The sequence below is a fragment of the Streptomyces sp. NPDC051104 genome (assembly GCF_040682835.1).
Lineage (GTDB): Bacteria > Actinomycetota > Actinomycetes > Streptomycetales > Streptomycetaceae > Streptomyces > Streptomyces cynarae.
Window position 1 is genome coordinate 23,027 of the sequence record NZ_JBFBBS010000038.1, and the last position, 23,507, is coordinate 46,533.

Consider the following 23,507-nt stretch of genomic DNA (forward strand, 5'->3'; position numbering starts at 1 on the left):
CATGGATCTTGGACTGAAGGACCGGGTGTACGTCGTCACCGGGGCGACCCGCGGGCTGGGCAACGCGGCCGCGCGGGAACTCGTCGCCGACGGGGCGAAGGTGGTGATCACCGGCCGCGACGGGAAGCGGGCCGAGGAGGCCGCGGCGGAGCTGGGCGCGAACGCCGTGGGCGTGTCCGCCGACAACTCCGACCCGCAGGCGGCGGCCCGGCTGATCGCGACGGCCCGTGAGCACTTCGGCGGCTTCGACGGCATCCTCATCAGCGTCGGTGGGCCGCCGGCCGGAGGGGTCGCCGACAACACGGACGAGCAGTGGACGGCGGCGTTCGAATCGGTGTTCCTGGGCGCGGTGCGGCTGGCGCGCGGGGCCGCCGCGGAGCTGACCGAGGGCGGCGTCATCGGGTTCGTGCTGTCCGGTTCCGTGTACGAGCCGATCCCGGGGCTGACCATCTCCAACGGGCTGCGCCCCGGGCTCGCGGGCTTCGCCAAGTCGATCGCGGACGAGCTGGGCCCGCGCGGCATCCGGGTCGTCGGTCTGCTCCCGGCCCGCATCGACACCGACCGGGTGCGCGAGCTGGACGCCCTGTCCCCCGACCCGGAGGCGGCCCGCGCGGCCAACGAGTCCCGCATCCCGCTGCGCCGCTACGGCACCCCGGACGAGTTCGGCCGCACGGCCGCGTTCCTGCTGTCCCCGGCGGCGTCGTACCTGACCGGCATCATGGTCCCGGTGGACGGCGGGGCGCTCCACGGCTTCTGAGCCGCGTGCGGCCGACCCACGGCGCTCGAGCCGGTGCCGGACGCCACGCAGCTGCCCACGGCCGTCGGGCCGACGCCGGGCCCCGCGCGCAGCCGGCCGACGGTGCCCGGGTCGATGCCGAACGCCCCGCAGGCAGAGCCGCCAGGCCCGCGCGTCGCTGGCCTGGTTCGGGGCACGTCTATTCGCCGACGCCCGCCAGATCCCGTAGCCGCCGGGCCTGGGCGGCCCGTTCCGCCGCGCGCTGGGCCTCGTAGGTCCGCTCCTGCGCGCCGCGCAGCAGCGCCTTGGTCTCGATCACGGCGTCGCGGGGCGCCGCGAGCAGGGCGGTCGCCAGGTCCCGTACCGTCTCGTCGAGCTGGTCGCGCGACACGGCGATGTTCGCGAGCCCGGTGGTCACCGCTTCCTCGGCCCCGACGAAGCGGCCCGTCACGCAGATCTCCAGCGCGCGGGCATAGCCGACCAGGCCCACCAGCGGATGCGTGCCGGTGAGGTCCGGTACCAGGCCCAGGCTGGTCTCGCGCATGGCGAACTGCACGTCGTCGGCGACGACGCGCAGGTCACAGGCGAGGGCGAGCTGGAACCCCGCTCCGATCGCATGCCCCTGGACGGCGGCGACGGACACGATGTCGCTCTGCCGCCACCAGGTGAACGCCTCCTGGTACCCGGCGATGGTGGCGTCCAGCTCCGCGTCGCCGCTGCGCGCGAGGTCGATGAAGGTCGGTTCGCCCTCGATCCCCTCGGGCGTGAACATCTGACGGTCCAGCCCGGCCGAGAACGACTGACCCTCGGCGCGCAGCACGACCACGCGGACCGAACCGGGCAGCGCCCGCCCGGCCTCCGTGAGCGCCCGCCACAGACCGGGGCTCTGCGCGTTGCGCTTGGCCGGGTTGGTCAGCGTCACCGTGGCGATCGCCTCGTCGACGGTGAGCCGTACGCCGTCCTTGTCGAGTACCGGGTCGAGCGAAGCCATGGGGCGCCTCCGATGGGTGCAGTCAGCAGCGGATGCCGTGGCACGGCATCCTAAGTGACTGCACAGTAACCACCCGGCCGGATGGGGGGCACCCCAGGCCCTTGAGGCACTGGGGGACCGACCGACCGGGTGGCCACCACCGAAGCCGATGGGCCGCCCGGCGTCAGGCCGACTGGGCCTTCTTTCCCCGCGTCGCCCCGCCACGCCCTCGGAGCGTGACGCCCGACTCGCTGAGCATCCGGTGAACGAAGCCATACGAGCGGCCGGTCTCCTCGGCCAGCGCTCGGATGCTCGCACCGGAGTCGTACTTCTTCTTCAGGTCTGCCGCGAGCTTGTCGCGCGCGGCGCCGGTCACCCGGCTGCCCTTCTTCAGAGTCTCGGCCACCCGTGCCTCCTCATGGGAAGTGCGCTCTGGTCTCCTCATGATCACCCCTCCCGGGCGCGATGGCCACCCATTCGGCAAGGTCCGTGCGACAAGGTTGTGACGACAGGAGCACATCCCCACGAGTGGAATCCGGGATTCCGCCCGGTCGCATCCGTACACCCGAACGGGTTCGTCGGGGAATCACCAGGTCAGCGACGCGCGACGGCCGCGACCGCCCCACGGAGCGGCTCGGCCGTCGAATCGGTGCAGGACACACCCTGGTACGAGGAGATCTCACACAGATGATGGATCACGGATCGGCCGAATGATCCATACGCAGTGGATCAGTCGTTCGATCAAGCGCCACTGACCGCCCGGCGCGGGGCGGTCAGGCGAGCGTGACGAGGTCGGCGTAGTCCGCGCCCCACAGGTCCTCGACACCGTCCGGCAGCAGGATGATCCGCTCCGGCTGGAGCGCCTCGACCGCGCCCTCGTCGTGGGTGACGAGCACGACCGCGCCCTTGTAGGTGCGCAGCGCACCGAGGATCTCCTCGCGGCTGGCCGGGTCGAGGTTGTTGGTCGGCTCGTCGAGCAGCAGCACGTTCGCGGACGACACCACGAGCGTGGCGAGGGCGAGGCGGGTCTTCTCGCCGCCGGAGAGGACACCGGCGGGCTTGTCGACGTCATCACCGGAGAACAGGAAAGAGCCGAGCACCTTGCGGACCTCGACCAGGTCCATGTCGGGCGCGGCGGAGCGCATGTTCTCCAGCACCGTGCGGTCCGGGTCGAGGGTCTCGTGCTCCTGGGCGTAGTAGCCGAGCTTGAGACCGTGCCCGGGGACGACCTTGCCGGTGTCCGGCTGCTCGACGCCCGCGAGCAGGCGCAGCAGGGTGGTCTTGCCCGCGCCGTTGAGGCCCAGGATGACGACCCGGGAGCCCTTGTCGATGGCCAGGTCGACTTCGGTGAAGATCTCCAGTGAGCCGTACGACTTCGACAGCCCCTCGGCCATCAGCGGGGTCCTTCCGCAGGGGGCCGGCTCGGGGAAGCGGAGCTTGGCCACTTTGTCCTGCTGGCGGACCTCGTCCAGGCCGGCCAGCAGCTTCTCGGCGCGGCGGGCCATGTTCTGCGCGGCGACCGTCTTGGTGGCCTTGGCGCGCATCTTGTCGGCCTGGGCGTTGAGCGCGGCGGCCTTCTTCTCGGCGTTGGCGCGCTCCCGCTTGCGGCGCTTCTCGTCGGCCTCGCGCTGCTGCTGGTAGAGCTTCCAGCCCATGTTGTAGACGTCGATCTGGGCGCGGTTGGCGTCCAGGTAGAACACCTTGTTGACGACCGTCTCGACCAGGTCGACGTCGTGCGAGATGACGATGAAGCCGCCGCGGTAGGTCTTCAGGTAGTCGCGCAGCCAGATGATCGAGTCCGCGTCGAGGTGGTTGGTCGGCTCGTCGAGCAGCAGGGTGTCCGCGTCGGAGAACAGGATGCGCGCCAGCTCGATACGGCGGCGCTGACCTCCGGAGAGCGTGTGCAGGGGCTGGCTGAGCACCCGGTCGGGCAGGTTGAGCGCGGCGGCGATGGTGGCGGCCTCGGCCTCGGCGGAGTACCCGCCCTTGGTGAGGAACTCGGTCTCCTGGCGCTCGTACTGCCGAAGGGCCTTCTCGCGGGTGGACCCCTTGCCGGTGGCGATGCGCTGCTCGTTCTCCCGCATCTTGCGGATCAGGACGTCCAGGCCGCGCGCGGAGAGGATGCGGTCGCGGGCGAGGACATCGAGGTCGCCGGTGCGCGGGTCCTGCGGGAGGTAGCCGACCTCACCGGAGCGGGTGACGGTGCCCGCGGCGGGGATGCCGTCGCCGGCGAGGACCTTGGTGAGGGTGGTCTTCCCGGCGCCGTTGCGGCCGACGAGGCCGATGCGGTCGCCCTTGGTGACGCGGAAGGTGGCGTTCTCGATGAGGATGCGGGCACCGGCGCGCAGCTCGATGCCGGAGGCGGAGATCACGGACAGACTCCTGGGCTGGGGGTCCCCCCTGCTCGAGCGGAGTCGAGAGCTTGGGGGAGGGTGGCGGGATGGGCGGCTGAGGACGTTCCCGCCGTCTAATGCGCGAGGAGAATGGCCATGGGCCCCAGTCTAACGGGGCAGTGCAAGCACTATTTCCGTACGCGGCGTCCCGGGCTGTGACGCCCGTCTTCGCGGCAGCGTGACGGCGGTGGTGTGACGTTCACTACGCGGCGCGGAGGGTACGCGCGGGCGCGGCACACGGGGGTGCGACGCGGCCGGTGCGTCCCCCGTTCGGGCCACGGCCCGACGTCGTGCCGTGAGGCGGTGCCAGGCTGGCACTCCCGGCGCCCGGCCCTGTCGTCGAACTCCCGTCGTCCGCAGCGTTGTCAGTGGCCGGTGCCAGACTGAGCGACAGGCCGGGATTCGGGCCGGACACCGAAGGGAGTGACGGCGATGGCGGGCATGGACGGCAGGCGGCCGAGCATCTGCCCGGCGCTGCTGTACGCGGACGCGAAGGCGGCGATCAGGCAGCTCACGGAGGCCTTCGGTTTCACGGAGCTGTCGGTGTACGAGGGTGAGGACGGATCGGTGCTGCACGCCGAGTTGGTGCAGGGCAACGGCGTGGTGATGGTGGGTTCGAAGGGCCGCGGCGGCCTCTTCGACGAGGCGATGAGGGGGGCGGGTCCCTGCGGGGTGTACGTCGTGGTGGACGACGTCGACGCACATCACCAGCGGGCCGTGGAGCACGGCGCGGAGATCCTGATGCCCCCGACGGACCAGGACTACGGGTCGCGGGACTACATGGCCCGGGACGCCGAGGGCAACATCTGGAGTTTCGGCACGTACGTCCCCGAGACAGCCGTCTGACGACCGCGGTTCGAGGGGGTCATCTGCCTCCGGTGTGGACCTGGAAGGCGGCTCGGCGCACGGCCTTGGCGAGCGCCGGGTCCGGGTGGGCGGCGGCGAGCGCGACCAGGACCTGGACGGTGCGGGGGTGTCCGACCGCGCGCACCTCGTCGAGCAGCGCGGGCACGGTGGCCTGCACGGCGGACTCCAGGTGGCGGACCAGGAGCGGGGCCTCACCGTGGTCGGCGGCGGCGGCGGCGGTGTCGACCCACAGCCAGGTTGCCTCCTCGCGGGTGAGCACCTCGTGGGCGTCCTCCGGGTCGGCGCCGTCGTGCTCGGCGAGCCAGAGCAGGGCGTAGGGGCGCAGCGTGGTCTCCTCGGCGGCGCGGCGCACCTCGGGTTCGGCGGGCGCGCCGACCACGCGCAGCGCCTCGAAGGCCAGACCGCGCAGCAGGGCGTCCTCGCCGCGGGCGGCACCGAGGAGTTCGGTGACGGCGCTGCCGACAGGGCGGGCGGCCAGCCAGGCGCGGTACTCGGCGCGTGCCGCGTTCGGGCGGAGCTGGGCGCAGCCGCGGAGCATGTCCTCGGCGTTCTGCTCGATGTTTCCGGCGGGGCTCTGCGCGGCGACGCAGATCTGCTCCAGCTTGACCCACACCGCCCAGCTGCCGAGCGGGGTGAGGGTGGCCTGCCCGTCGGCGCAGGTGAGGGCGCCGACGTAGGCGAGCGCGTCGAGGGCCCAGGCGAGCAGGGGGGCCAGCTCGGACTCGTCGGCGGAGTCCGGGACCGGCGGCACGACAGGCTCGGGCCGGGGTCCGTAGGGGACCTCGCAGCGCTCGGTGCGCAGTTCGGTGACCCGCTGCTGGAGCAGGTCGAGGAGCTGCTCGACGGGGACGGGCCCGGCGGACAGCTGGAGGAAGGAGAGCACCTGGGGCATGGCCGAGACGACCTCGGCGACGGCGGCGTGCTCTCGGTCCGCCGGCTCGGGGCAGGCGAGCGACCAGGCGTCGAAGAGGGCGACCCAGCCGCGCAGTACGGCGGAGTCGTCCCGGTCCCAGGCGCGCAGCCGCCAGCCGGGGCGGGCGCTGTCGCCGTGCACCTCGACGAGACCGGCCAGGCGCGCGGTGTCCCAGTCGGCGCGCACCTGAGCGAGGGTCAGGCCGAGGTCGGCGGCCGCCCGTTCCGCGGTGGCGTCGGACAGGGTGCCCTTTCCTTCGGGGGACGCACCCTCGCGGCCGGGCCCGAGCGTGGCGTCGGCCCAGTGGGCGACACGGGCGGCGCCGGCCAGGCGGGCGCGGGCCATTTTCGCCAGTTCCGCGGGCGGCGGCGTGCCCTCCGGCGGCCTGGGTGCGGGGCGGCGCGTGCGGCGCTGGGTCACCGCTCGGGGGGCGGCGGCCAGCGGCCGCGGTCGGACGAGTCGGAGCCTGGAGTCGCGCGGAGTACGGGACGTCACAGGTGCAGTCTTCCGGTTGACGGTCCGAAAACCCAAACGGAATGCCTCGAGGGACGCCGACGGGAGTCGGCGAGAGGGTCCTCAGAGTGCCCGGAAAGGGGGGACAGCGCTGGTCGGGCGGGCTAACCGGAAGAGGGGGCGAAAGGGCGCCACAGCTGTGTGCCCGCCGACGCGGGCCGTCGCGTCGACACCGTCACATCAGCGGCGTGAGGAAGCGCCGCAGGGCCTCCTCGTAGGCCTCGGGGTCGGCGTTCCACATGGCGCCGTGCGGGGCGTTCTCCACCGTGTGCAGGGTGACCAGGTTCGCGCGCCGCTCGGCGAGACGGCGTGAAAGGCCCCAGGGGGCGATCGTGTCGCCGGGCCCGTGGAAGATCAGCACCGGCACGTTGAGGTGCTGCGGATCCGCGGCCTTCTGGGTGCCGCCGCCGTGCACACCGGTGCGACCCTGCGCGGCGCGGACGGCCAGCGGCAGCAGGGCTCCTGGGGTGCGGCGGGCTGCGGCCAGGGCGCGCAGCGTGGCCTCCCAGCTGAGGACGGGTGAGTCCAGGACGAGCCCGGAGACCCGCTCGCGCACCGCCGAGTGGGCGGCGGCGTGCAGCGCCATGGCGGCGCCGGTGGACCAGCCGTGCAGCACGATCCGCTCGGCCCCGGCCCGCACCGCGTGGCGGATCGCGGCGTCCACGTCGCGCCACTCGGTCTCGCCGAGGTGGTTCAGGCCGTCCGGGGAGCGGGGCGCCCCGGGGTCGCCGCGGTAGGCGATGTCGAGGACCGGGAAGTGGTGGCGCTGCAGGAATCCCATGACGTTCATGGGGTGTTCCCGGGTGGTGCCGAGCCCGTGCACGGTGATCACCCAGGTGTCACGGGCGCCCGGCAGGAACCAGGCGGGCAGGGTCCCGAGTTCGCCGGGCACCTCAACGTCGGTGTGGTCGAGGCCGAGGGCGGTCCGGGGATCGCCGGTGTACAGGGCGGGGGTGAGCCAGACCTTGTCACCGGGCTCGAGCGTGCCGTGCGTGACGCGTTCCAGACGGCGTACGACCGTGTCGACGGTGTGCGGGGCGGAGTCCAGGACCGGGCCGACGACCGCGTGCGAGCCGTCACCGGTCAGCCCGTAGGTGCCGGGCCGCTGGGAGGCCAGGTCGCGGGTGAGGGCGATCCGGCCGGCCGCCAGGGAGTGCACGGTGAGGCGGGGTTCCGTGGGCAGCGGACGCCCCGGCGGCGCTTTCAGCGCGGCGTCGCTGGCGAAGCGGCCCACGGCGACGCCGGCGGCGCCCGCGGCGATGGCTACGGTGACGGCTGCGGCCGCCGCTTTGACAGTGCGCATCCATCCAGTCTCCCGGTGGAGCCCGCCCCCGGCCAGTGGGGGGAAGGGCGCGGTGTGACCCACGGGGCGCGCCGCAAGGCGGCCCCGGCCGGCCGGTCCACTAGGGGTTCGTCAACCCTTGATGCTGCCCGTACCCCCGCAACCGCTCCCCTACCTCCGCCACCTGCTCCCGGCTGAGCAGGTGCGGGGTGAGGCCCGGCACGGACGACGCCGTCAGCCACACGCGGCACATCCACTCCAGTTGGGCCGTGCGGTCGTAGGCCTGGTCCAGCGAGGCACCGTGGGCGACCGTGCCGTGGTTCTGCAGCAGGCAGGCGCTGCGGTCGGTCAGGGCGCGGAGCATGTTCCCGGCCAACTCGGGGGTGCCGTAGGTCGCGTAGGGGGCGACCCGCACCGCACCTCCCAGCGCGGCGGCCATGTAGTGGATCAGCGGCAGTTCCTGTACGAGCGTGGAGACGGCCGTGGCGTCGGGGGCGTGGGTGTGCAGGACGGCCCGGGCGTCCGTCGTGCGGTAGACGGCCAGGTGCATGGGCAGCTCGCTGGTCGGGCGCAGCCTGCCGAGCACCTGGTGTCCGTCCAGGTCGACTCCGACCACGTCGCCCGGCGTCAGCCGCTCGTACGGCACTCCGGTGGGGGTGACCAGCACGGTGTCGCCGACGCGTACGGAGACGTTGCCGGAGGTGCCGACGACCAGTCCGTCGGCGACCGTGCGGCGGGCCGTCGCCACGAGCTGGTCCCAGGCCCGCGCCACCTCCTCCGCCGCCGTGGCCGGCTCCCGCCCGTGCCGTACGGCATCCCGGGCGTCCCCCGCGTCATGTCGCTGATCGGCCATGCCGTGATCCTGCCAGGCGGGGTCCGCGCGAGGGTGGCCCGGCGCACCGCAGGCCCGGAGCCACGGGTTCGTAAGTGCGCATATACGGACACACCTCCCTCGGAGGGGCGGCACACAACAGCGGGAGCCTGGAGAGTGACCGAAATCTCTTCAACGGGTCCCGGGACCGGCTGAAGCGGTTCGCGACGAGCCGGCGGAGAGCCCCCGGCGCAGCCCCCAGAGACGCGCCAAGGCTTCCGGAAGCCTGAATCCCGGCTTCGTTCGAGGCTGAGACCCTCGCCGGCCGACCACAAACGGAACGTCGATGCGCCGATCGGTACACCCTCCAGCCCGTCTCAGTTCATCTTCCGTTCACCCAGGTTGCCTACGGTCCAACCGCCACTGACCTCCCATAGAAGCCCGGGTAAATGGAACACATCACGCTCCTCCTCGGAATCGTGATCGTCACCGCTCTCGTGTTCGATTTCACGAACGGTTTCCACGACACAGCCAACGCGATGGCGACGACCATCTCGACCGGCGCCCTGAGGCCCAAGACGGCGGTGGCGATGTCCGCCGCGCTGAACCTCCTCGGCGCCTTCCTCTCCGTCGAGGTCGCCAAGACGATCTCCGGCGGCATCATCAACGAACAGGGCATACGCGTCGAAGTGATCTTCGCCGCGCTGGTGGGCGCCATCCTGTGGAACCTGCTGACCTGGCTCCTCGGTCTGCCGTCCAGTTCCTCCCACGCTCTCTTCGGCGGTCTGATCGGTGCCGCCGTCACCTCTGCCGGCTGGTCCGCGGTGAACGGCTCGACGATCGTCACCAAGGTCCTGATCCCCGCCGTCGCCGCGCCGCTCGTGGCGGGCCTCGCCTCGATGCTCGCCACCCGCCTGTCGTACGTGATCGGCAGCCGCGCCGACGAGAAGGCGACCGCGAAGGGCTACCGGGCCGGGTCGATCGCCTCGGCGGGCCTGGTCTCCCTGGCCCACGGCACGAACGACGCGCAGAAGACGATGGGCATCATCACGCTGGCCCTGGTCACCGGCGGTGTCATCGCCCCCGGCTCGAACCCTCCCACCTGGGTCATCGTCTCGGCCGGTCTGGCCATCGCGCTCGGCACCTACCTGGGCGGCTGGCGCATCATCCGCACCCTCGGCAAGGGCCTGACGGACCTGGCGCCGCAGCAGGGCTTCGCCGCCCAGACCAGCGCGGCGACCGCGATCCTCGCCTCCTCGCACCTCGGCTTCTCCCTCTCCACCACCCAGGTCTGCTCCGGCGCCGTCATGGGCGCGGGCCTCGGCCGCAAGGGCGGCGTGGTCCGCTGGTCCACCGCGACCCGGATGCTGACCGCGTGGGTTCTGACGCTCCCGGCGGCCGGCCTGGTCGGCGCGGGCGCCGAACTCCTCACCAAGCAGGGCACCTGGGGCACGGTCGCCACCGGCGTGCTGCTGGTCTCCGGCGCCGGGGTCATCTGGACCCTGTCGCGCCGCAAGCCGGTCACGGTCGACAACGTCAACGACGTCGAGACGGAGCCCGCGGGCGTCGTCACCGCGGCGATCGCGGCGGTCATCCCGCCCCCGGCGGGCCCCGTCGTCGCGGCCGACGCCACCGCGGCCGACAGCGCGGCGCCCGGCACCGCCCCGGCGGACACGGACGCCGGCACCGACCTGCAGGCCACGATCCCGGCTCCGGACGCCGGCCCCTCCGCGGAGCCGGCCCCCGCCGCCACGGTTTAAGGAATCACCACTCATGAAGATCGACTGGGCAGCCCTCGGCTCCGTCTTCGGCGTCGGCCTCGGGGTCACCGTGGCCCTGGTGGCCCTGTTCACCCTGGGTGTCGTGGGCCTCACCAAGAAGGACTCGGCCCGGGGCGGCGCGGCCGCCCTGGCGGCCACCGGCGCCTACGCCTGTTTCGCGGCGTGCGCGGCGGCGGTCGCGTACGGGATCCATCTGATCGTCGCCTGACGGCCGGAGCACTTCGGAATCGCACGCGCGGCGACACCGCTGCGCGTCACCCCCGCAGCGGTGTCGCTGCGGGGGTTTCTCACGTTCCCGAGGTCAAGGGGTCCGCGAGTCGCGTTGCCGGACCGCCGCCTTCGCCCGGCCCAGGACACGGAGACGCTCCGTGACCGGGGTGAGGCCCCACCACAGTCCCGCGCAGGCGGCGGCCACGATGGTGACCACCAGCCACACGAGGGCCCGCGCCGGGGTTCCGGGCACCAGCAGCGCCGCCAGCGCGCCGATGCCCACCGCGAACATCCCCGTCGTCAGGGAGAAGAGTGCCAGCGGAGCCGCTGCCGCCAGCGAGAGGTGCGGCGCGTGGGGACCTCCCGCGCCTGCCGAGAATTCCTTGGCCCTGTCCCCCATGTGGGTCCCTCCCGTCCTCTGGACGGTTCGCTCGGACGCCGTCCACTGCCGGGTTTCTCGAGTCCGGCCAGCAAAGCACACCCCGCCGTACGGCGAAAGACGAGCACCGGACCGGTGCGCCGTTTCGAGTCACGCGCCGGAACGCGCGCCCCTGGACCGCCCACTTCGACCGCCACTTCACAACGAAAAGCGCGATTCGGGCAACTGACGCGATTTCAGTGGTGTGGGACTCGGCACACCGCAGCGTCGCAGGTCAAGAGCAAGTTGACGGCTGTTCTGGGCGCGTGGTGGACTGCCGGAGCCAGTACGGCGGCAGGAGAGGAAGCCGGTGCGAGTCCGGCGCGGTCCCGCCACTGTCACCGGGGAGGAACTCCCCGGGAGCCAGGAACTCTCACCGCCGGTCTCGTCGAACCAGGGCGTGGACACCCTGAGTGAGGACATATCGCCATGCGCGGCTGCCGATTGAGGTTCTGTCACCGGCCCCTGTCCGACCGCACGGTCGGCTGAGCCGATGGGTGCCGATCGCGTCTTCGCGTACGGCGCCGCCGCCGGCCTCCTCGGTGACCTCCTGCTGGGCGATCCACGCCGCGGGCATCCGGTCGCCGCGTTCGGGCGGGCCGCGGCGTCCGTGGAACGGGTGCTGTGGCGGGACCACCGCGGGTGGGGCGCGCTGCACACCGCCGTCTGCGCAGGGGGTGCCGTGACAGCGGCGGCGCTCGCCGCATCCGCCGTACGTCCCTCCCGTACCGCCGCCACGGCCCTGACCGCAGCCGCCACCTGGGCCGTGGTCGGGGGCACGTCGCTCGCCCGGGAGGCACGCGCCATCGGACGCGCCCTCGAGACGGGGGACGTCGAGGCCGCGCGCGCCCGGCTGCCGCATCTGTGCGGGCGGGATCCGCAGGCGCTGGACGCGGACGGGATCGCCCGGGCGGTCGTCGAGTCCGTCGCCGAGAACACCTCCGACGCCGTGGTGGGCGCGCTCACCTGGGGAGCCGTCGCCGGGGTTCCCGGTCTCGTGGGTTTCCGCGCCGTCAACACGCTCGACGCCATGGTCGGGCACAAGTCGCCTCGCTACCGGCGCTACGGATGGGCCTCGGCACGCCTCGACGACGTCGCGGGATGGCCGGGGGCACGGCTCACGGCCGTTCTCGCGGCAGCGGCGGGCCCCGATCCGCGGGGCGCGCTGCGCGCCTGGCGTGCCGACGCCGCCAAGCACCCGAGCCCCAACGCCGGGCCCGTGGAGGCCTCGTTCGCGGGCGCCCTGGGCGTGCGGCTGGGCGGGGCGCTGTCGTACGGGGGGCGCGTGGAGCACCGGCCCGTGCTCAACGCGGCCGGGCGCGCCGTCCGTACGGACGACATCGAGCGGGCCGTACGGCTCTCCCGGCGCGTGAGCGGGCTCGCGCTCGGCATCACGGTCGCCGGGCGCCTGGTGGCCCGAAGGCTTCTCGCGAAGGGACGGACGTCATGAGCGGCGGACTCCTCGTCGCCGGTACCACCTCCGACGCCGGCAAGAGCGTCGTCACCGCCGGGATCTGCCGCTGGCTCGTACGGCAGGGGGTCGAGGTCGCGCCGTTCAAGGCGCAGAACATGTCCCTGAACTCCTTCGTCACCCGCGAGGGCGCAGAGATCGGGCGGGCGCAGGCCATGCAGGCCCAGGCGTGCCGCATCGAGCCGACCGCGCTGATGAACCCCGTGCTGCTCAAGCCGGGCGGCGAACAGAGCAGCCAGGTCGTCCTGCTGGGAAAGCCGGTCGGTGAACTGAGCGCTCGGGGGTACCACGGGGGGCGGCAGCAGCGGCTCCTCGGCACCGTGCTGGACTGCCTGGCCGAGCTGCGGGGCACGTATGACGCGGTGATCTGTGAGGGGGCCGGCAGTCCGGCGGAGATCAACCTGCGGCGCACCGACATCGTGAACATGGGCATCGCCCGCAACGCCCGGCTGCCCGTCCTGGTCGTCGGCGACATCGACCGCGGCGGCGTCTTCGCGTCGTTCTTCGGGACGGTGGCGCTGCTCTCGCCCGAGGACCAGGAGCTCGTCGCCGGGTTCCTGGTCAACAAGTTCCGCGGGGACGTCAGCCTGCTGGAACCGGGCCTCGACATGCTGCGGGACCTCACCGGGCGGCGCACCTACGGCGTCCTGCCGTTCCGGCACGGGCTCGGGATCGACGAGGAGGACGGGATGGGGGTCCCCCCTGCTCGAGCGGAGTCGAGAGTTCGGGGGAGGATGTCCCTGCGGGGCGCGGTCCGCGAGTCCGAGGTGACCGCCCCCGTCGGCGAGGACGTGCTGCGCGTCGCCGTCTGCGCCATCCCCCTCATGTCCAACTTCACGGACGTGGACGCGCTGGCCGCCGAGCCGGGTGTCGTGGTCCGGTTCGTGGACCGGCCGGAGGAGCTGGCGGACGCGGACCTCGTGGTGATCCCGGGGACCCGGGGAACCGTCCGCGCCCTGGAGTGGCTGCGCGAGCGCGGCCTCGCGGACGCCCTCGTCCGAAGGGCCGCTGAAGGGCGGCCGATCCTCGGCGTCTGCGGCGGCTTCCAGATCCTCGGCGAGCACATCGAGGACGAGGTGGAGAGCCGCAGGGGGCACGTGGACGGGCTCGGAGTGCTGCCCGTGCGGGTGCGGTTCGCCCGCGAGAAGACCCTCACCCGGCCGGCGGGGGAAGCCCTCGGCGAGCCCGTGGAGGGGTACGAGATCCACCACGGGGTCGCCGACATCACCGGCGGCACACCCTTCCTCGACGGCTGCCGGGTCGGGCAGACCTGGGGCACCCACTGGCACGGGTCCCTGGAGTCGGACGGCTTCCGGCGGGCCTTCCTGCGCGAGGTGGCCGCCGCCGCGGGCCGCCGCTTCGTGCCGGCCCCCGACACCTCGTTCGCCGCGCTGCGCGAGGAGCAGCTCGACCGGCTCGGCGACCTGATCGAACAGCACGCGGACACGGACGCGCTGTGGCGGCTCATCGAGTCGGGCGCGCCGCAAGGACTGCCTTTCATCCCCCCGGGAGCGCCCGCATGAGCACAGTGTTGTTGTTGTCGACCGCCGACACCGATCTGCTGGCGGCCCGTGCCTCCGGCGCGCCCTACCGGATCGGCAACCCGACCCGGGTGGACGTCGCCGAGGAGCTTCCGGGGCTGATCGAGGGCGCGGACATCGCCGTCGTACGCCTGCTGGGCGGCAAGCGCGCCTGGGAGGACGGGCTGGCCCGGCTGAAGGCCTCCGGCATCCCGACCGTGCTGCTCGGCGGGGAGGCCGTCCCCGACGCCGAGCTGATGGCCGAGTCGTCCGTACCGGCCGGTGTCGTGGCGGAGGCGCTGAAGTACCTGGTCGAGGGCGGCCCCGCCAACCTCACCGAACTCGCCCGGTTCCTGTCCGACACGGTGCTGCTGACCGGCGAGGGCTTCGACGAGCCGCGGAAGATGCCGGAGTACGGCGTCCACGGCGAGCGCCCGTTCACCGAGGGCCGTCCGACCGTCGGCGTGCTCTTCTACCGGGCCCACGAACTCAGCGGCAACACCGCCTTCGTGGACACCCTGTGCGACGCGATCGAGGCGCACGGGGCCAACGCCCTCCCCGTGTACTGCGGTTCGCTGCGCGGCGCCGACGCCGGGTTGTACGAGATCCTCGCCGAGGCCGATTCCCTCGTCGCCACCGTCCTCGCGGCCGGCGGCACGCACGCCTCGCAGGCCTCGGCCGGTGGAAAGGATCCAGTGGTGCGAAGCACCTCCGTCGAGGGTGGTGGTGGGGTACGGGAGGGCGAGGAGTCCTGGGACATCGGCGCGCTCGCCGAGATGAACGTCCCGGTGCTGCAAGGGCTGTGCCTGACCTCCTCGCGCGCCGCGTGGGAGGCGTCCGACGCCGCCCTGTCCCCCATGGACGCGGCGATGCAGGTCGCCATCCCGGAGTTCGACGGCCGCCTGATCACCGTCCCGTTCTCCTTCAAGGAGCAGGGCCCGGACGACGTCCCGGTGTACCTCGCCGACCCGGAGCGGGCCGCGCGGGTCGCCGGGATCGCCGTACGCCACGCGCGGCTCAAGCACAAGCCGAACGCGGAGAAGAGGATCGCGCTCGTCTTCACCGCGTACCCCACCAAGCACTCACGGGTCGGCAACGCGGTCGGCCTGGACACACCGGCGTCGGCGGTACGGGTGCTGGACGCGCTGCGGGACGCGGGATACGGCCTGACCGAGTACCCGGCGGGCGGCGACGAGTTGATCCACCGCCTCATCGAGGCCGGTGGTCACGACGTGGAGTGGCTGACCGAGGAGCAGTTGGCGGCCGCCCCCGCGCGCGTGCCGCTGGCCGATTACCGGGCGTGGTTCGAGAATCTCGACCCGGAGCTGAGGGACGCGATGACCGAGGCGTGGGGTGAGCCGCCGGGCTCGCTGTACGCCGACGGCGACGACATCGTGCTCGCCTCGCTCCAGTTCGGGAACGTCGTGGTGATGATCCAGCCGCCGCGCGGCTTCGGCGAGAACCCGATCGCGATCTACCACGACCCCGACATGCCGCCGTCGCACCACTACATGGCGGCCTACCGCTGGCTGGAGAACAGTTTCGGCGCCGACGCGATCGTCCACATGGGCAAGCACGGGACGATGGAGTGGCTGCCCGGCAAGGGCCTCGGTCTCAGCAGGGGATGCGCGCCGGACGCCGTCCTCGGCGACCTGCCCCTGATCTACCCCTTCATCGTCAACGACCCCGGCGAGGGCACCCAGGCCAAGCGGCGCGGCCACGCCACCGTGGTCGACCACCTCGTACCGCCGATGGCGCGTGCCGACACCTACGGCGACCTGGCGAAGCTGGAGCAGCTCCTCGACGAGTACGCGCTCGTCTCCGACCTGGACCCGACCAAGGCGCCGGCCGTGCGCGCCCAGATCTGGACGCTGGTCAAGGCGGCCGAGCTCCACCACGACCTGCACGTGGACGAGCAGCCGGACGACGACGAGTTCGACGAGTTCGTCATGCACATCGACGGCTATCTGTGCGAGATCAAGGACGTGCAGATCCGCGACGGCCTGCACATCCTGGGCGGCGGCCCGGTCGGCGAGCCGCGCGTCAACCTGGTGCTCGCCGTGCTGCGCGCCTCGCAGGTGTGGGGCGGGCAGGCGAACGCGCTGCCCGGTCTGCGGGCCTCGCTCGCGGAGCACTTCGGCCTGGTGGAGAAGGAGCTGCTGGCGGAGCCGGGCGCTCCGGTGAAGGTGCCGGTGGAGCTGACGGACCTGGTGGAGGGCCCGTCCCGAACGGCGGCGGACGCGATCGACCTGCTGGAGCAGCTGTGCCGGCGGATCGCGGAGGGGATGGAGGCGCGCGGCTGGGCGGCCTCCGAGAGCGGTGTTCTCGTACGTGAGGTGCTGGGCACCGAACACCCCGACGCCGTCGCGGTGCTGGAGTTCGCGTGCACGGAGGTCGTGCCCCGCCTCGCCCGTACCACCGACGAGATCGGCCACATCCTCAAGGCGCTGGACGGCGGTTACGTCCCGGCGGGCCCGTCCGGCTCCCCGACCCGCGGCCTGGTCAACGTCCTGCCGACCGGCCGCAACTTCTACTCGGTCGACCCCAAGGCGATTCCGTCCCGTCTGAGCTGGGAGGTCGGTCAGTCGCTCGCCGACTCCCTGGTCGCCCGCTACCTCCAGGACACCGGCGAGTACCCGAAGTCCGTCGGCCTGACGGTCTGGGGAACCTCCGCGATGCGCACCCAGGGCGACGACATCGCCGAGATCCTGGCCCTGCTCGGCTGCCGCCCCGTCTGGGACGACGCCTCGCGCCGCGTGACCGGGTTCGAGGTGATCCCGCCGGCGGAGCTGGGCCGCCCCCGCATCGACGTCACGGTCCGCATCTCCGGGTTCTTCCGCGACGCGTTCCCGCACGTCGTCGGTCTGATCGACGACGCGGTACGCGCGGTGGCCGAGCTGGACGAGCCCGCCGGGCAGAACTTCGTGAAGGCGCACGCCGACGAGGACACCGCCGAGCACGGCGACCGGCGGCGCGCCACGGCCCGTGTCTTCGGCTCCAAGCCGGGTGCGTACGGCGCCGGTCTGCTGCCGCTGATCGACGCCCGCAACTGGCGCAGCGACGCCGACCTCGCCGAGGTGTACGCGGTGTGGGGCGGCTACGCGTACGGGCGCGGGCTGGACGGGCGGGCGGCGCGCGGGGACATGGAGACGGCGTTCAAGCGCATCGCCGTCGCCGCGAAGAACGTCGACACCCGCGAGCACGACCTCGTCGACGCCGACGACTACTTCCAGTACCACGGCGGTATGGTCGCCATGGTGCGGCACCTCACGGGAGGGAGTCCCGAGGCGTACGTAGGCGACTCGGCGGTCCCCGACCAGGTCAAGACCCGCACCCTCGGCGAGGAGACCCACCGCGTCTTCCGCGCCCGCGTGGTCAACCCGCGCTGGATGGCGGCCATGCGGCGCCACGGCTACAAGGGCGCCTTCGAGATGGCGGCGACCGTCGACTACCTGTTCGGGTACGACGCCACGGCCGGGGTGGTCGACGACTGGATGTACGAGAAGCTCAGCGCGGAGTACGTCTTCGCCCCGGAGAACCGTGAGTTCATGAAGCGCTCGAACCCGTGGGCACTGAGGGGCATCACAGAGCGCCTGCTGGAAGCGGCGGATCGCGGGCTGTGGGCGGAGCCGGACCAGGAGACCCTGGACCGGCTCCGGGAGACCTACCTCGAACTCGAGGGAGACCTGGAGGGCGGCGAGTGAGCGCCGCCGCAACCCCCGCGTCGGCGGGGAGCACAGCGCACGGACGGCCGTGGATTTGGCGGTGCCCGGACCACCCCCGCGTTGGCGGGGACCAGAGCTACAGCCTGTCAGCCACTGAGACTGGCGACTCAGAGCCAGCGCACCAACCACTCGAAGGAGTGATCCCGGCGTGAGTGTCCCGTTTCCGTTCACAGCCGTCGTCGGACAGGGCGACCTGCGCTTGGCCCTGCTCCTCAATGCAGTGAGCCCAGCAGTGGGCGGAGTCCTCGTGCGCGGGGAGAAAGGGACCGCGAAGAGTACCGCTGTACGGGCCCTTTCCGCCCTGCTGCCCCAGGTCGACGTGGTCCCCGGATGCCGCTTCTCCTGCGACCCGGCCGCCCCCGACCGGGGGTGCCCGGACGGGCCGCACGAGCCGGCGGCGGGGGTTTCCCGTCCGGCCCGCATGGTCGAGCTGCCCGTCGGGGCCTCCGAGGACCGGCTGGTGGGCGCACTGGACATCGAGCGGGCGCTGGCGGAGGGCGTGAAGGCCTTCGAGCCGGGCCTGCTCGCCGACGCGCACCGCGGCATCCTGTACGTGGATGAGGTCAACCTCCTCCACGACCACCTGGTCGACCTGCTCCTGGACGCCGCCGCGATGGGCGCCTCGTACGTCGAGCGCGAGGGCGTCTCCGTGCGGCACGCCGCGCGTTTCCTGCTCGTCGGCACCATGAACCCCGAAGAGGGCGAGCTGCGGCCGCAGTTGCTCGACCGGTTCGGGCTGACCGTCGAGGTCGCCGCCTCCCGCGAACCCGACCAGCGCGTGGAGGTCGTCCGGCGGCGGCTCGCCTACGACGACGATCCCGCCGGTTTCGCGGCGCGCTGGGCCGAGGAGGAGGCCGCCGTGCGCGCCCGCATCGTGGCAGCGCGCGAGCTGCTGCCGTCCGTACGGCTCGGCGACGGGGCGCTGCGGCAGATCGCGGCGACCTGTGCCGCGTTCGAGGTCGACGGTATGCGCGCCGACATCGTGATGGCGCGTACGGCGACCGCGCTGGCCGCCTGGGCCGGGCGGACCGACGTGCTCGCCGAGGACGTACGACAGGCCGCGCTGCTCGCGTTGCCCCACCGCAGGCGGCGGAACCCCTTCGACGCGCCGGGCCTCGACGAGGACAAGCTGGACGAGACCCTGGAGCAGTTCGGGGAGTCCGGGGAGTCCGGGGAGTCCGGGGAGGACGACGATCCTGATCCGGACGGGTCCGGCGGAGGTGGCGGCCGGCCGCCGCAGGACGGCCCGGCGGGCGATGGGGAGACGTCGGCGCAGGCGGAGCCCGGTGAGGGCGGCCCGTCGCAGACCTCCGGAGCCGGCGAGCAGGCACCCGCACGCGCCTCCGAGCCCTTCCGTACGAAGGTGCTGACCGTGCCCGGGCTCGGTGACGGCGCCGCCGGGCGGCGTTCGCGGGCGCGGACGCAGCACGGGCGGACCACCGGGGCCCGACGGCCCCAGGGGGCGCTCACCAAGCTGCACCTGGCGGCGACCGTGCAGGCGGCGGCGCCTCATCAGCGGGCGCGCGGGCGGTCGGGGCCCGGGCTCGTGGTGCGCCGGGACGATCTGCGGCAGGTGACGCGGGAGGGGCGCGAGGGCAACCTCGTACTGTTCGTGGTCGACGCATCCGGCTCGATGGCGGCCCGGCAGCGGATGAGCGCGGTGAAGGGAGCCGTGCTGTCACTCCTGCTGGACGCCTACCAGCGGCGGGACAAGGTGGGGCTCGTGACCTTCCGGGGCTCGGCGGCCGAGGTGGCGCTGCCGCCGACCTCGTCGGTGGACGCGGCGGCGGCCCGGCTGGAGTCGCTGCCCACCGGGGGCCGTACGCCGCTGGCCGCCGGGCTGCTGAAGGCGCACGACGTGCTGCGGGTGGAGCGGCTGCGGGATCCGGCGCGGCGGGCGCTCGTGGTCGTGGTGACGGATGGGCGGGCCACGGGTGGCCCTGAGCCGGTCGCGCTGGCCGGGCGGGCGGCCCGGCTGTTCGCGGCCGAGGGGGTCGCGTCCGTGGTCGTGGACTGCGAGTCGGGGCCGGTGCGGCTCGGGCTGGCGGGGCAGCTCGCCGGTGAGCTGGGCGGAACCGCTGTGACGCTGGACGAGCTGCGCGCGGACAGCATCGCCGGGTTGGTGCGGGATGTGCAGGGTGCCGGAAACAGGAGGGCCGCGTAATGCCGCAGGGACAGCCGAGTGTCGTACCGGACGACGGGCTGACGACCCGTCAGCGTCGTAACCGGCCGCTCGTGGTCGTGCACACCGGGATCGGGAAGGGCAAGTCCACCGCCGCGTTCGGGCTGGCGCTGCGGGCCTGGAACCAGGGGTGGCCGATCGGGGTGTTCCAGTTCGTCAAGTCGGCGAAGTGGAAGGTCGGCGAGGAGAACGCGCTCAAGGTGCTGGGGGCGTCCGGGCAGGGCGGGACCGTGGCCTGGCACAAGATGGGCGAGGGCTGGTCCTGGGTCCAGCGGGACATCCAGGGTGACAACTCGACCAATGAGGAGAAGGCCCGGGAGGGCTGGGAGCAGGTCAAGCGGGACCTGGCCGCCGAGACGTACAGGCTGTACGTGCTCGACGAGTTCGCGTACCCGATGCACTGGGGCTGGGTCGACACCGACGAGGTCGTCGACGTGCTCCGCAACCGGCCGGGCACCCAGCATGTCGTGATCACCGGGCGGAACGCGCCGGAGAAGCTGGTCGGCTTCGCGGACCTCGTCACCGACATGTCCAAGGTCAAGCACCCGATGGACGTGGGGCAGAAGGGCCAGAGGGGCATCGAGTGGTGACACGTTCCGTCCCACGGTTGGTCATCGCCGCGCCGTCGTCCGGCAGTGGCAAGACCACCGTTGCCACGGGGCTGATGGCCGCGTTCGCCGCGCGGGGGCTTGCCGTGTCTCCGCACAAGGTCGGGCCGGACTACATCGACCCGGGGTATCACTCGCTCGCCACCGGGCGGGTGGGGCGGAACCTCGACGCGTACCTGTGCGGACCCGAGTTGATCGGTCCGCTGTTCGCGCACGGTGCGCGCGGGTGCGACATCGCTGTCGTCGAGGGTGTGATGGGGATGTACGACGGGGCCGCGGGGGAAGGTGAGTTGGCCTCCACGGCCCATGTCGCCAAGCTGCTGCGGGCGCCGGTCGTGCTGGTCGTGGACGCGTCGTCGCAGTCCCGGTCGGTGGCGGCTCTGGTGCACGGGTTCTCCTCGTGGGATCCGGAGGTGCGGGTCGGGGGCGTGATCCTGAACAAGGTGGGGTCGGACCGGCACGAGGGGTTGCTGCGGGAGGCGTTGGAGTCGGCCGGGGTGCCGGTGCTCGGCGTTTTGCGGCGAGTTCCGCAGGTCGACACGCCGTCGCGGCACCTTGGGCTGGTACCGGTCGCCGAGCGGCGGGCAGAGGCCGTGGCGGCGGTGTCCGCGATGGCCGCGCAGGTGCGTGAAGGGTGCGACCTGGAGGCTCTGCTGGGGCTGGCGCGGAGTGCGGGCGCGTTGTCGGGTGCGGCTTGGGACGCGGCTGGGGCTGTATGGGGGTCGCCCCCGCCGCCCCTTCCCTCCCCCAAGCTCTCGGCTTCGCTCGAGCAGGGGGGACCCCCATCGTCCCTGGGGGCTGCGCCCCCAGACCCCCGCTATCGGCCTGAACGGCCTCGTCCTCGAACTCCGCCAAGCTCTTCGATCAGGGGGTACCCCCAGGACGGGCTGGGTGTGGCTGAGCTTGCCTCGCAAGTGCCCGACAGGCCGGCAGTCGCCGTTGCCGGTGGAGCAGCGTTCACCTTCTCCTACGCCGAGAACGCCGAACTGCTCACCGCCGCCGGCGCCGAGGTCGTCCCCTTCGACCCCCTTCGCGACGAGCAACTGCCCGAAGGGACCCGTGGGCTGGTCATCGGGGGCGGCTTCCCGGAGGTGTACGCCGCCGAGCTGTCCGCCAACGAGCCGTTGCGCAAGGCCGTCGCCGAGCTGGCTCTCAGCGGTGCGCCCGTCGCCGCCGAGTGTGCCGGGCTGCTGTACCTGTGCCGGGAGTTGGACGGGCAGCCCATGTGCGGTGTGCTCGACGCCGCCGCCCGGATGACCGAGCGGCTGACCCTGGGCTATCGCGACGCCGTGGCCGTCGGTGACAGCGCGCTCGCCGCGGCGGGGACCCGTATGCGGGGGCACGAGTTCCACCGGACCGTCGTCGAGCCCGGCGCGGGGGCGGCTCCCGCCTGGGGGGTGCGCGCTCCTCGGCCGCGCGTGGAAGGTTTCGTGCAGCAAGGGGTGCACGCGAGTTATCTGCACACGCACTGGGCCGCCGCGCCCGGTGTGGCCCGTCGGTTCGTGGAGAGGTGCCGGACGTCATGAGCAGCAGGCTGATCGGAGTCGGGGTGGGCCCCGGCGACCCCGAGCTGGTGACCGTCAAGGGCGTCAACGCTCTGCGCGCCGCCGATGTCGTCGTCGTCCCCGTGATGGCTGCATTTGATGGAAAGGACGGGGGTGAGCGGGGGCGCGCCGAGGCGACCGTGCTGCACTACGTGCCCGAGGAGAAGGTCGTCCGCGTCGTCTTCGCGCTGAACGAGCGGACCGACCGGGCGCGGCGCGAGGCCGCCTGGGACGCCGCCGGGAAGCGTGTCGCCCGGCTGCTTCAGCGGCACGCGGCCGTCGCGTTCGCCACCATCGGCGACCCCAACGTGTACTCGACCTTCACGTACCTCGCCCAGACCGTGCAGGAGCTCGTGCCCGGGACCGTCGTCGAGACGGTGCCCGGTATCACCGCCATGCAGGACCTGGCCGCGCGGTCGGGTGCCGTGCTGACCGAGGGCACCGAGCCGCTCACGCTCGTGCCCGTCACGGCCGGTTCCACCGTGCTCAAGGAGGCGCTCGCCGGTCCCGGGACCGTCGTCGCGTACAAGTTCGGGCGGCAGGCGCGTGAGGTCGCCGAGGTGCTTCGGGAGACCGGGCGGATCGAGGACACCGTGTGGGGGTCCGGGCTCGGGCTGCCCGAGGAGTCGATCCGGCCTGCCGCCGACCTCGACGGCGGTTCGCTGCCCTACCTCTCCACCCTCATCGCGCCCGCCCGGCGCGACGGCACCCGCGGCGGCAAGCTGTGACCGGCGGATCAGCCCGCGAGGCCCACCACCAGCCAGATGAACGCCGTGCCCGCGACCGTGCACAGCAGCGTCGAGTGGGCGGGGTGCTCGTGGTGGGCCTCCGGCAGGATCTCGGCCGCGGCGAGGTAGAGCAGTACGCCGCCGAAGAGGCCGAGGTAGCCGCCGAGGAACCACTCCGGGATGGCGAGGAACGCGGTCGAGGCCGCGCCCAGCACGGGCGCCAGCGCGTCCGCGAACAGCATCGCGACCGCCTTGCGGCGCGCGTTGCCGTACAGGCTGGTGAGGGTGAACGTGTTGAAGCCGTCCGCGAAGTCGTGGGCGATGACGGCGAGCGCCACCGCGAGGCCCATACCGCCGCCCACCTGGAAGGCCGCACCGATCGCCACGCCGTCCATGGCGCTGTGACCCACCATGGCGGCCGCCGCCGTGAGGCCCACCTCGGGCGCCCGGTGGTGGTCGTGGTCGGCCGCCCCGTGTGCCGCCCGGCGCGCGGCGAGCAGCCGCTCCACCAGGTGGGCCAGCAGGAAGCCGCCCACGAACAGCAGCAGGGCCGCCGGCACGCCGAACACCTCGGTGCCCGCCGCGCGCAGTGCCTCCGGCAGCAGGTCCAGGCCGACCACACCGAGCATCAGTCCGCCGGCCAGGCCCAGGACCAGATGGCGACGGTCGGTCACGCGCTGTGCCGTCCAGCCGCCGGCCAGCGTCATCAGGAACGCGCCGAGCGCCACGAAGACCGCCATGTGCCCTTGCTATCCGATCAGGCTCCGGTCGCGCACATCCGGCCCCGATTCCGCCCGCACACATCGTGACATTCCGTACGAGAGGACCTGAACCC

At 72.8% G+C, this 23,507-nt stretch carries 20 protein-coding genes and 1 riboswitch; of the genes, 11 read left to right on the forward strand and 9 right to left on the reverse strand.

The window, feature by feature from the left end; genetic code table 11:
- Position 1: 1 nt before the first annotated feature.
- Positions 2–757, forward strand: coding sequence for an SDR family oxidoreductase (locus AB0N14_RS32500; RefSeq protein ID WP_200423181.1), 756 nt, complete (start codon positions 2–4; stop codon positions 755–757).
- Positions 758–935: 178 nt separating this feature from the next.
- Here the strand turns inward: AB0N14_RS32500 and AB0N14_RS32505 are convergent, their stop codons facing one another.
- The 3 genes from AB0N14_RS32505 to abc-f all read right to left on the reverse strand — a co-directional run bounded on the left by AB0N14_RS32505 (position 936) and on the right by abc-f (position 4,078).
- Positions 936–1,727: an enoyl-CoA hydratase/isomerase family protein gene (locus tag AB0N14_RS32505; protein ID WP_366029287.1), complete on the reverse strand. Its 792-nt coding sequence runs from the start codon at positions 1,725–1,727 to the stop codon at positions 936–938.
- A gap of 163 nt (positions 1,728–1,890) precedes the next feature.
- Positions 1,891–2,112, reverse strand: coding sequence for a helix-turn-helix domain-containing protein (locus AB0N14_RS32510; RefSeq protein WP_030578326.1), 222 nt, complete (start codon positions 2,110–2,112; stop codon positions 1,891–1,893).
- Between the two features lie 367 nt (positions 2,113–2,479).
- A complete protein-coding gene (gene abc-f, locus AB0N14_RS32515) occupies positions 2,480–4,078 on the reverse strand; it encodes a ribosomal protection-like ABC-F family protein (protein ID WP_366029288.1) in 1,599 nt (532 codons plus the stop codon).
- A gap of 453 nt (positions 4,079–4,531) precedes the next feature.
- Between abc-f and AB0N14_RS32520 the strand changes: the two genes are divergently transcribed.
- A complete protein-coding gene (locus AB0N14_RS32520) occupies positions 4,532–4,945 on the forward strand; it encodes a VOC family protein (RefSeq protein ID WP_366029289.1) in 414 nt (137 codons plus the stop codon).
- Positions 4,946–4,964: 19 nt separating this feature from the next.
- Here the strand turns inward: AB0N14_RS32520 and AB0N14_RS32525 are convergent, their stop codons facing one another.
- The 3 genes from AB0N14_RS32525 to AB0N14_RS32535 all read right to left on the reverse strand — a co-directional run bounded on the left by AB0N14_RS32525 (position 4,965) and on the right by AB0N14_RS32535 (position 8,527).
- A complete protein-coding gene (locus AB0N14_RS32525) occupies positions 4,965–6,374 on the reverse strand; it encodes a hypothetical protein (protein ID WP_366029290.1) in 1,410 nt (469 codons plus the stop codon).
- 193 nt (positions 6,375–6,567) lie between these two features.
- Positions 6,568–7,695, reverse strand: coding sequence for an alpha/beta fold hydrolase (locus tag AB0N14_RS32530; RefSeq protein WP_366029291.1), 1,128 nt, complete (start codon positions 7,693–7,695; stop codon positions 6,568–6,570).
- Between the two features lie 100 nt (positions 7,696–7,795).
- On the reverse strand, positions 7,796–8,527 hold the full coding sequence (locus AB0N14_RS32535) for a class II aldolase/adducin family protein (protein ID WP_366029292.1): 732 nt from the start codon (positions 8,525–8,527) through the stop codon (positions 7,796–7,798).
- Positions 8,528–8,934: 407 nt separating this feature from the next.
- Between AB0N14_RS32535 and AB0N14_RS32540 the strand changes: the two genes are divergently transcribed.
- On the forward strand, positions 8,935–10,245 hold the full coding sequence (locus AB0N14_RS32540; protein ID WP_366029293.1) for an inorganic phosphate transporter: 1,311 nt from the start codon (positions 8,935–8,937) through the stop codon (positions 10,243–10,245).
- Between the two features lie 13 nt (positions 10,246–10,258).
- The gene (locus AB0N14_RS32545) at positions 10,259–10,474 is read left to right on the forward strand and encodes a hypothetical protein (RefSeq protein ID WP_366029294.1); all 216 of its coding nucleotides are present in this window, start codon (positions 10,259–10,261) and stop codon (positions 10,472–10,474) included.
- Between the two features lie 93 nt (positions 10,475–10,567).
- On the opposite strand, the gene AB0N14_RS32550 is transcribed toward AB0N14_RS32545, so the two are convergent.
- On the reverse strand, positions 10,568–10,876 hold the full coding sequence (locus AB0N14_RS32550) for a hypothetical protein (protein WP_366029295.1): 309 nt from the start codon (positions 10,874–10,876) through the stop codon (positions 10,568–10,570).
- The gene (locus AB0N14_RS32555) at positions 10,777–11,052 is read right to left on the reverse strand and encodes a DUF397 domain-containing protein (protein WP_366029296.1); all 276 of its coding nucleotides are present in this window, start codon (positions 11,050–11,052) and stop codon (positions 10,777–10,779) included. Before AB0N14_RS32555 ends, AB0N14_RS32550 begins: the two co-directional genes overlap by 100 nt.
- Before the next feature lie 94 nt (positions 11,053–11,146).
- A riboswitch (cobalamin riboswitch) is annotated at positions 11,147–11,288 on the forward strand.
- Positions 11,289–11,387: 99 nt separating this feature from the next.
- On the opposite strand from AB0N14_RS32555, the gene AB0N14_RS32560 reads away from it, so the two are divergent.
- The 7 genes from AB0N14_RS32560 (at position 11,388) to cobI (ending at position 22,672) form a co-directional block, all read left to right on the forward strand.
- Positions 11,388–12,344: a cobalamin biosynthesis protein gene (locus tag AB0N14_RS32560; RefSeq protein ID WP_366029297.1), complete on the forward strand. Its 957-nt coding sequence runs from the start codon at positions 11,388–11,390 to the stop codon at positions 12,342–12,344.
- Positions 12,341–13,888 carry a cobyric acid synthase gene (locus tag AB0N14_RS32565; RefSeq protein WP_366029298.1) on the forward strand — a complete coding sequence of 516 codons (1,548 nt, stop codon included), beginning with the start codon at positions 12,341–12,343 and terminating at the stop codon, positions 13,886–13,888. The genes AB0N14_RS32560 and AB0N14_RS32565 overlap by 4 nt, the downstream gene beginning before the upstream one ends.
- On the forward strand, positions 13,885–17,589 hold the full coding sequence (gene cobN / locus AB0N14_RS32570) for a cobaltochelatase subunit CobN (RefSeq protein WP_366029299.1): 3,705 nt from the start codon (positions 13,885–13,887) through the stop codon (positions 17,587–17,589). The genes AB0N14_RS32565 and cobN overlap by 4 nt, the downstream gene beginning before the upstream one ends.
- 169 nt (positions 17,590–17,758) lie before the next feature.
- A complete protein-coding gene (locus tag AB0N14_RS32575; RefSeq protein ID WP_366029300.1) occupies positions 17,759–19,774 on the forward strand; it encodes a putative cobaltochelatase in 2,016 nt (671 codons plus the stop codon).
- Complete coding sequence (gene cobO / locus AB0N14_RS32580; RefSeq protein WP_366029301.1) at positions 19,774–20,382, forward strand: cob(I)yrinic acid a,c-diamide adenosyltransferase; 609 nt, start codon at positions 19,774–19,776, stop codon at positions 20,380–20,382. Before AB0N14_RS32575 ends, cobO begins: the two co-directional genes overlap by 1 nt.
- The gene (locus AB0N14_RS32585) at positions 20,376–21,926 is read left to right on the forward strand and encodes a cobyrinate a,c-diamide synthase (protein WP_366029302.1); all 1,551 of its coding nucleotides are present in this window, start codon (positions 20,376–20,378) and stop codon (positions 21,924–21,926) included. The genes cobO and AB0N14_RS32585 overlap by 7 nt, the downstream gene beginning before the upstream one ends.
- Positions 21,923–22,672 (forward strand): precorrin-2 C(20)-methyltransferase, encoded by a 750-nt coding sequence (gene cobI / locus AB0N14_RS32590; protein WP_366029303.1) that lies wholly within the window; start codon positions 21,923–21,925, stop codon positions 22,670–22,672. Before AB0N14_RS32585 ends, cobI begins: the two co-directional genes overlap by 4 nt.
- 8 nt (positions 22,673–22,680) lie before the next feature.
- Here cobI and AB0N14_RS32595 read toward each other — a convergent pair whose 3' ends face one another.
- Positions 22,681–23,412 carry a ZIP family metal transporter gene (locus tag AB0N14_RS32595; RefSeq protein ID WP_366029304.1) on the reverse strand — a complete coding sequence of 244 codons (732 nt, stop codon included), beginning with the start codon at positions 23,410–23,412 and terminating at the stop codon, positions 22,681–22,683.
- Positions 23,413–23,507: the final 95 nt, after the last annotated feature.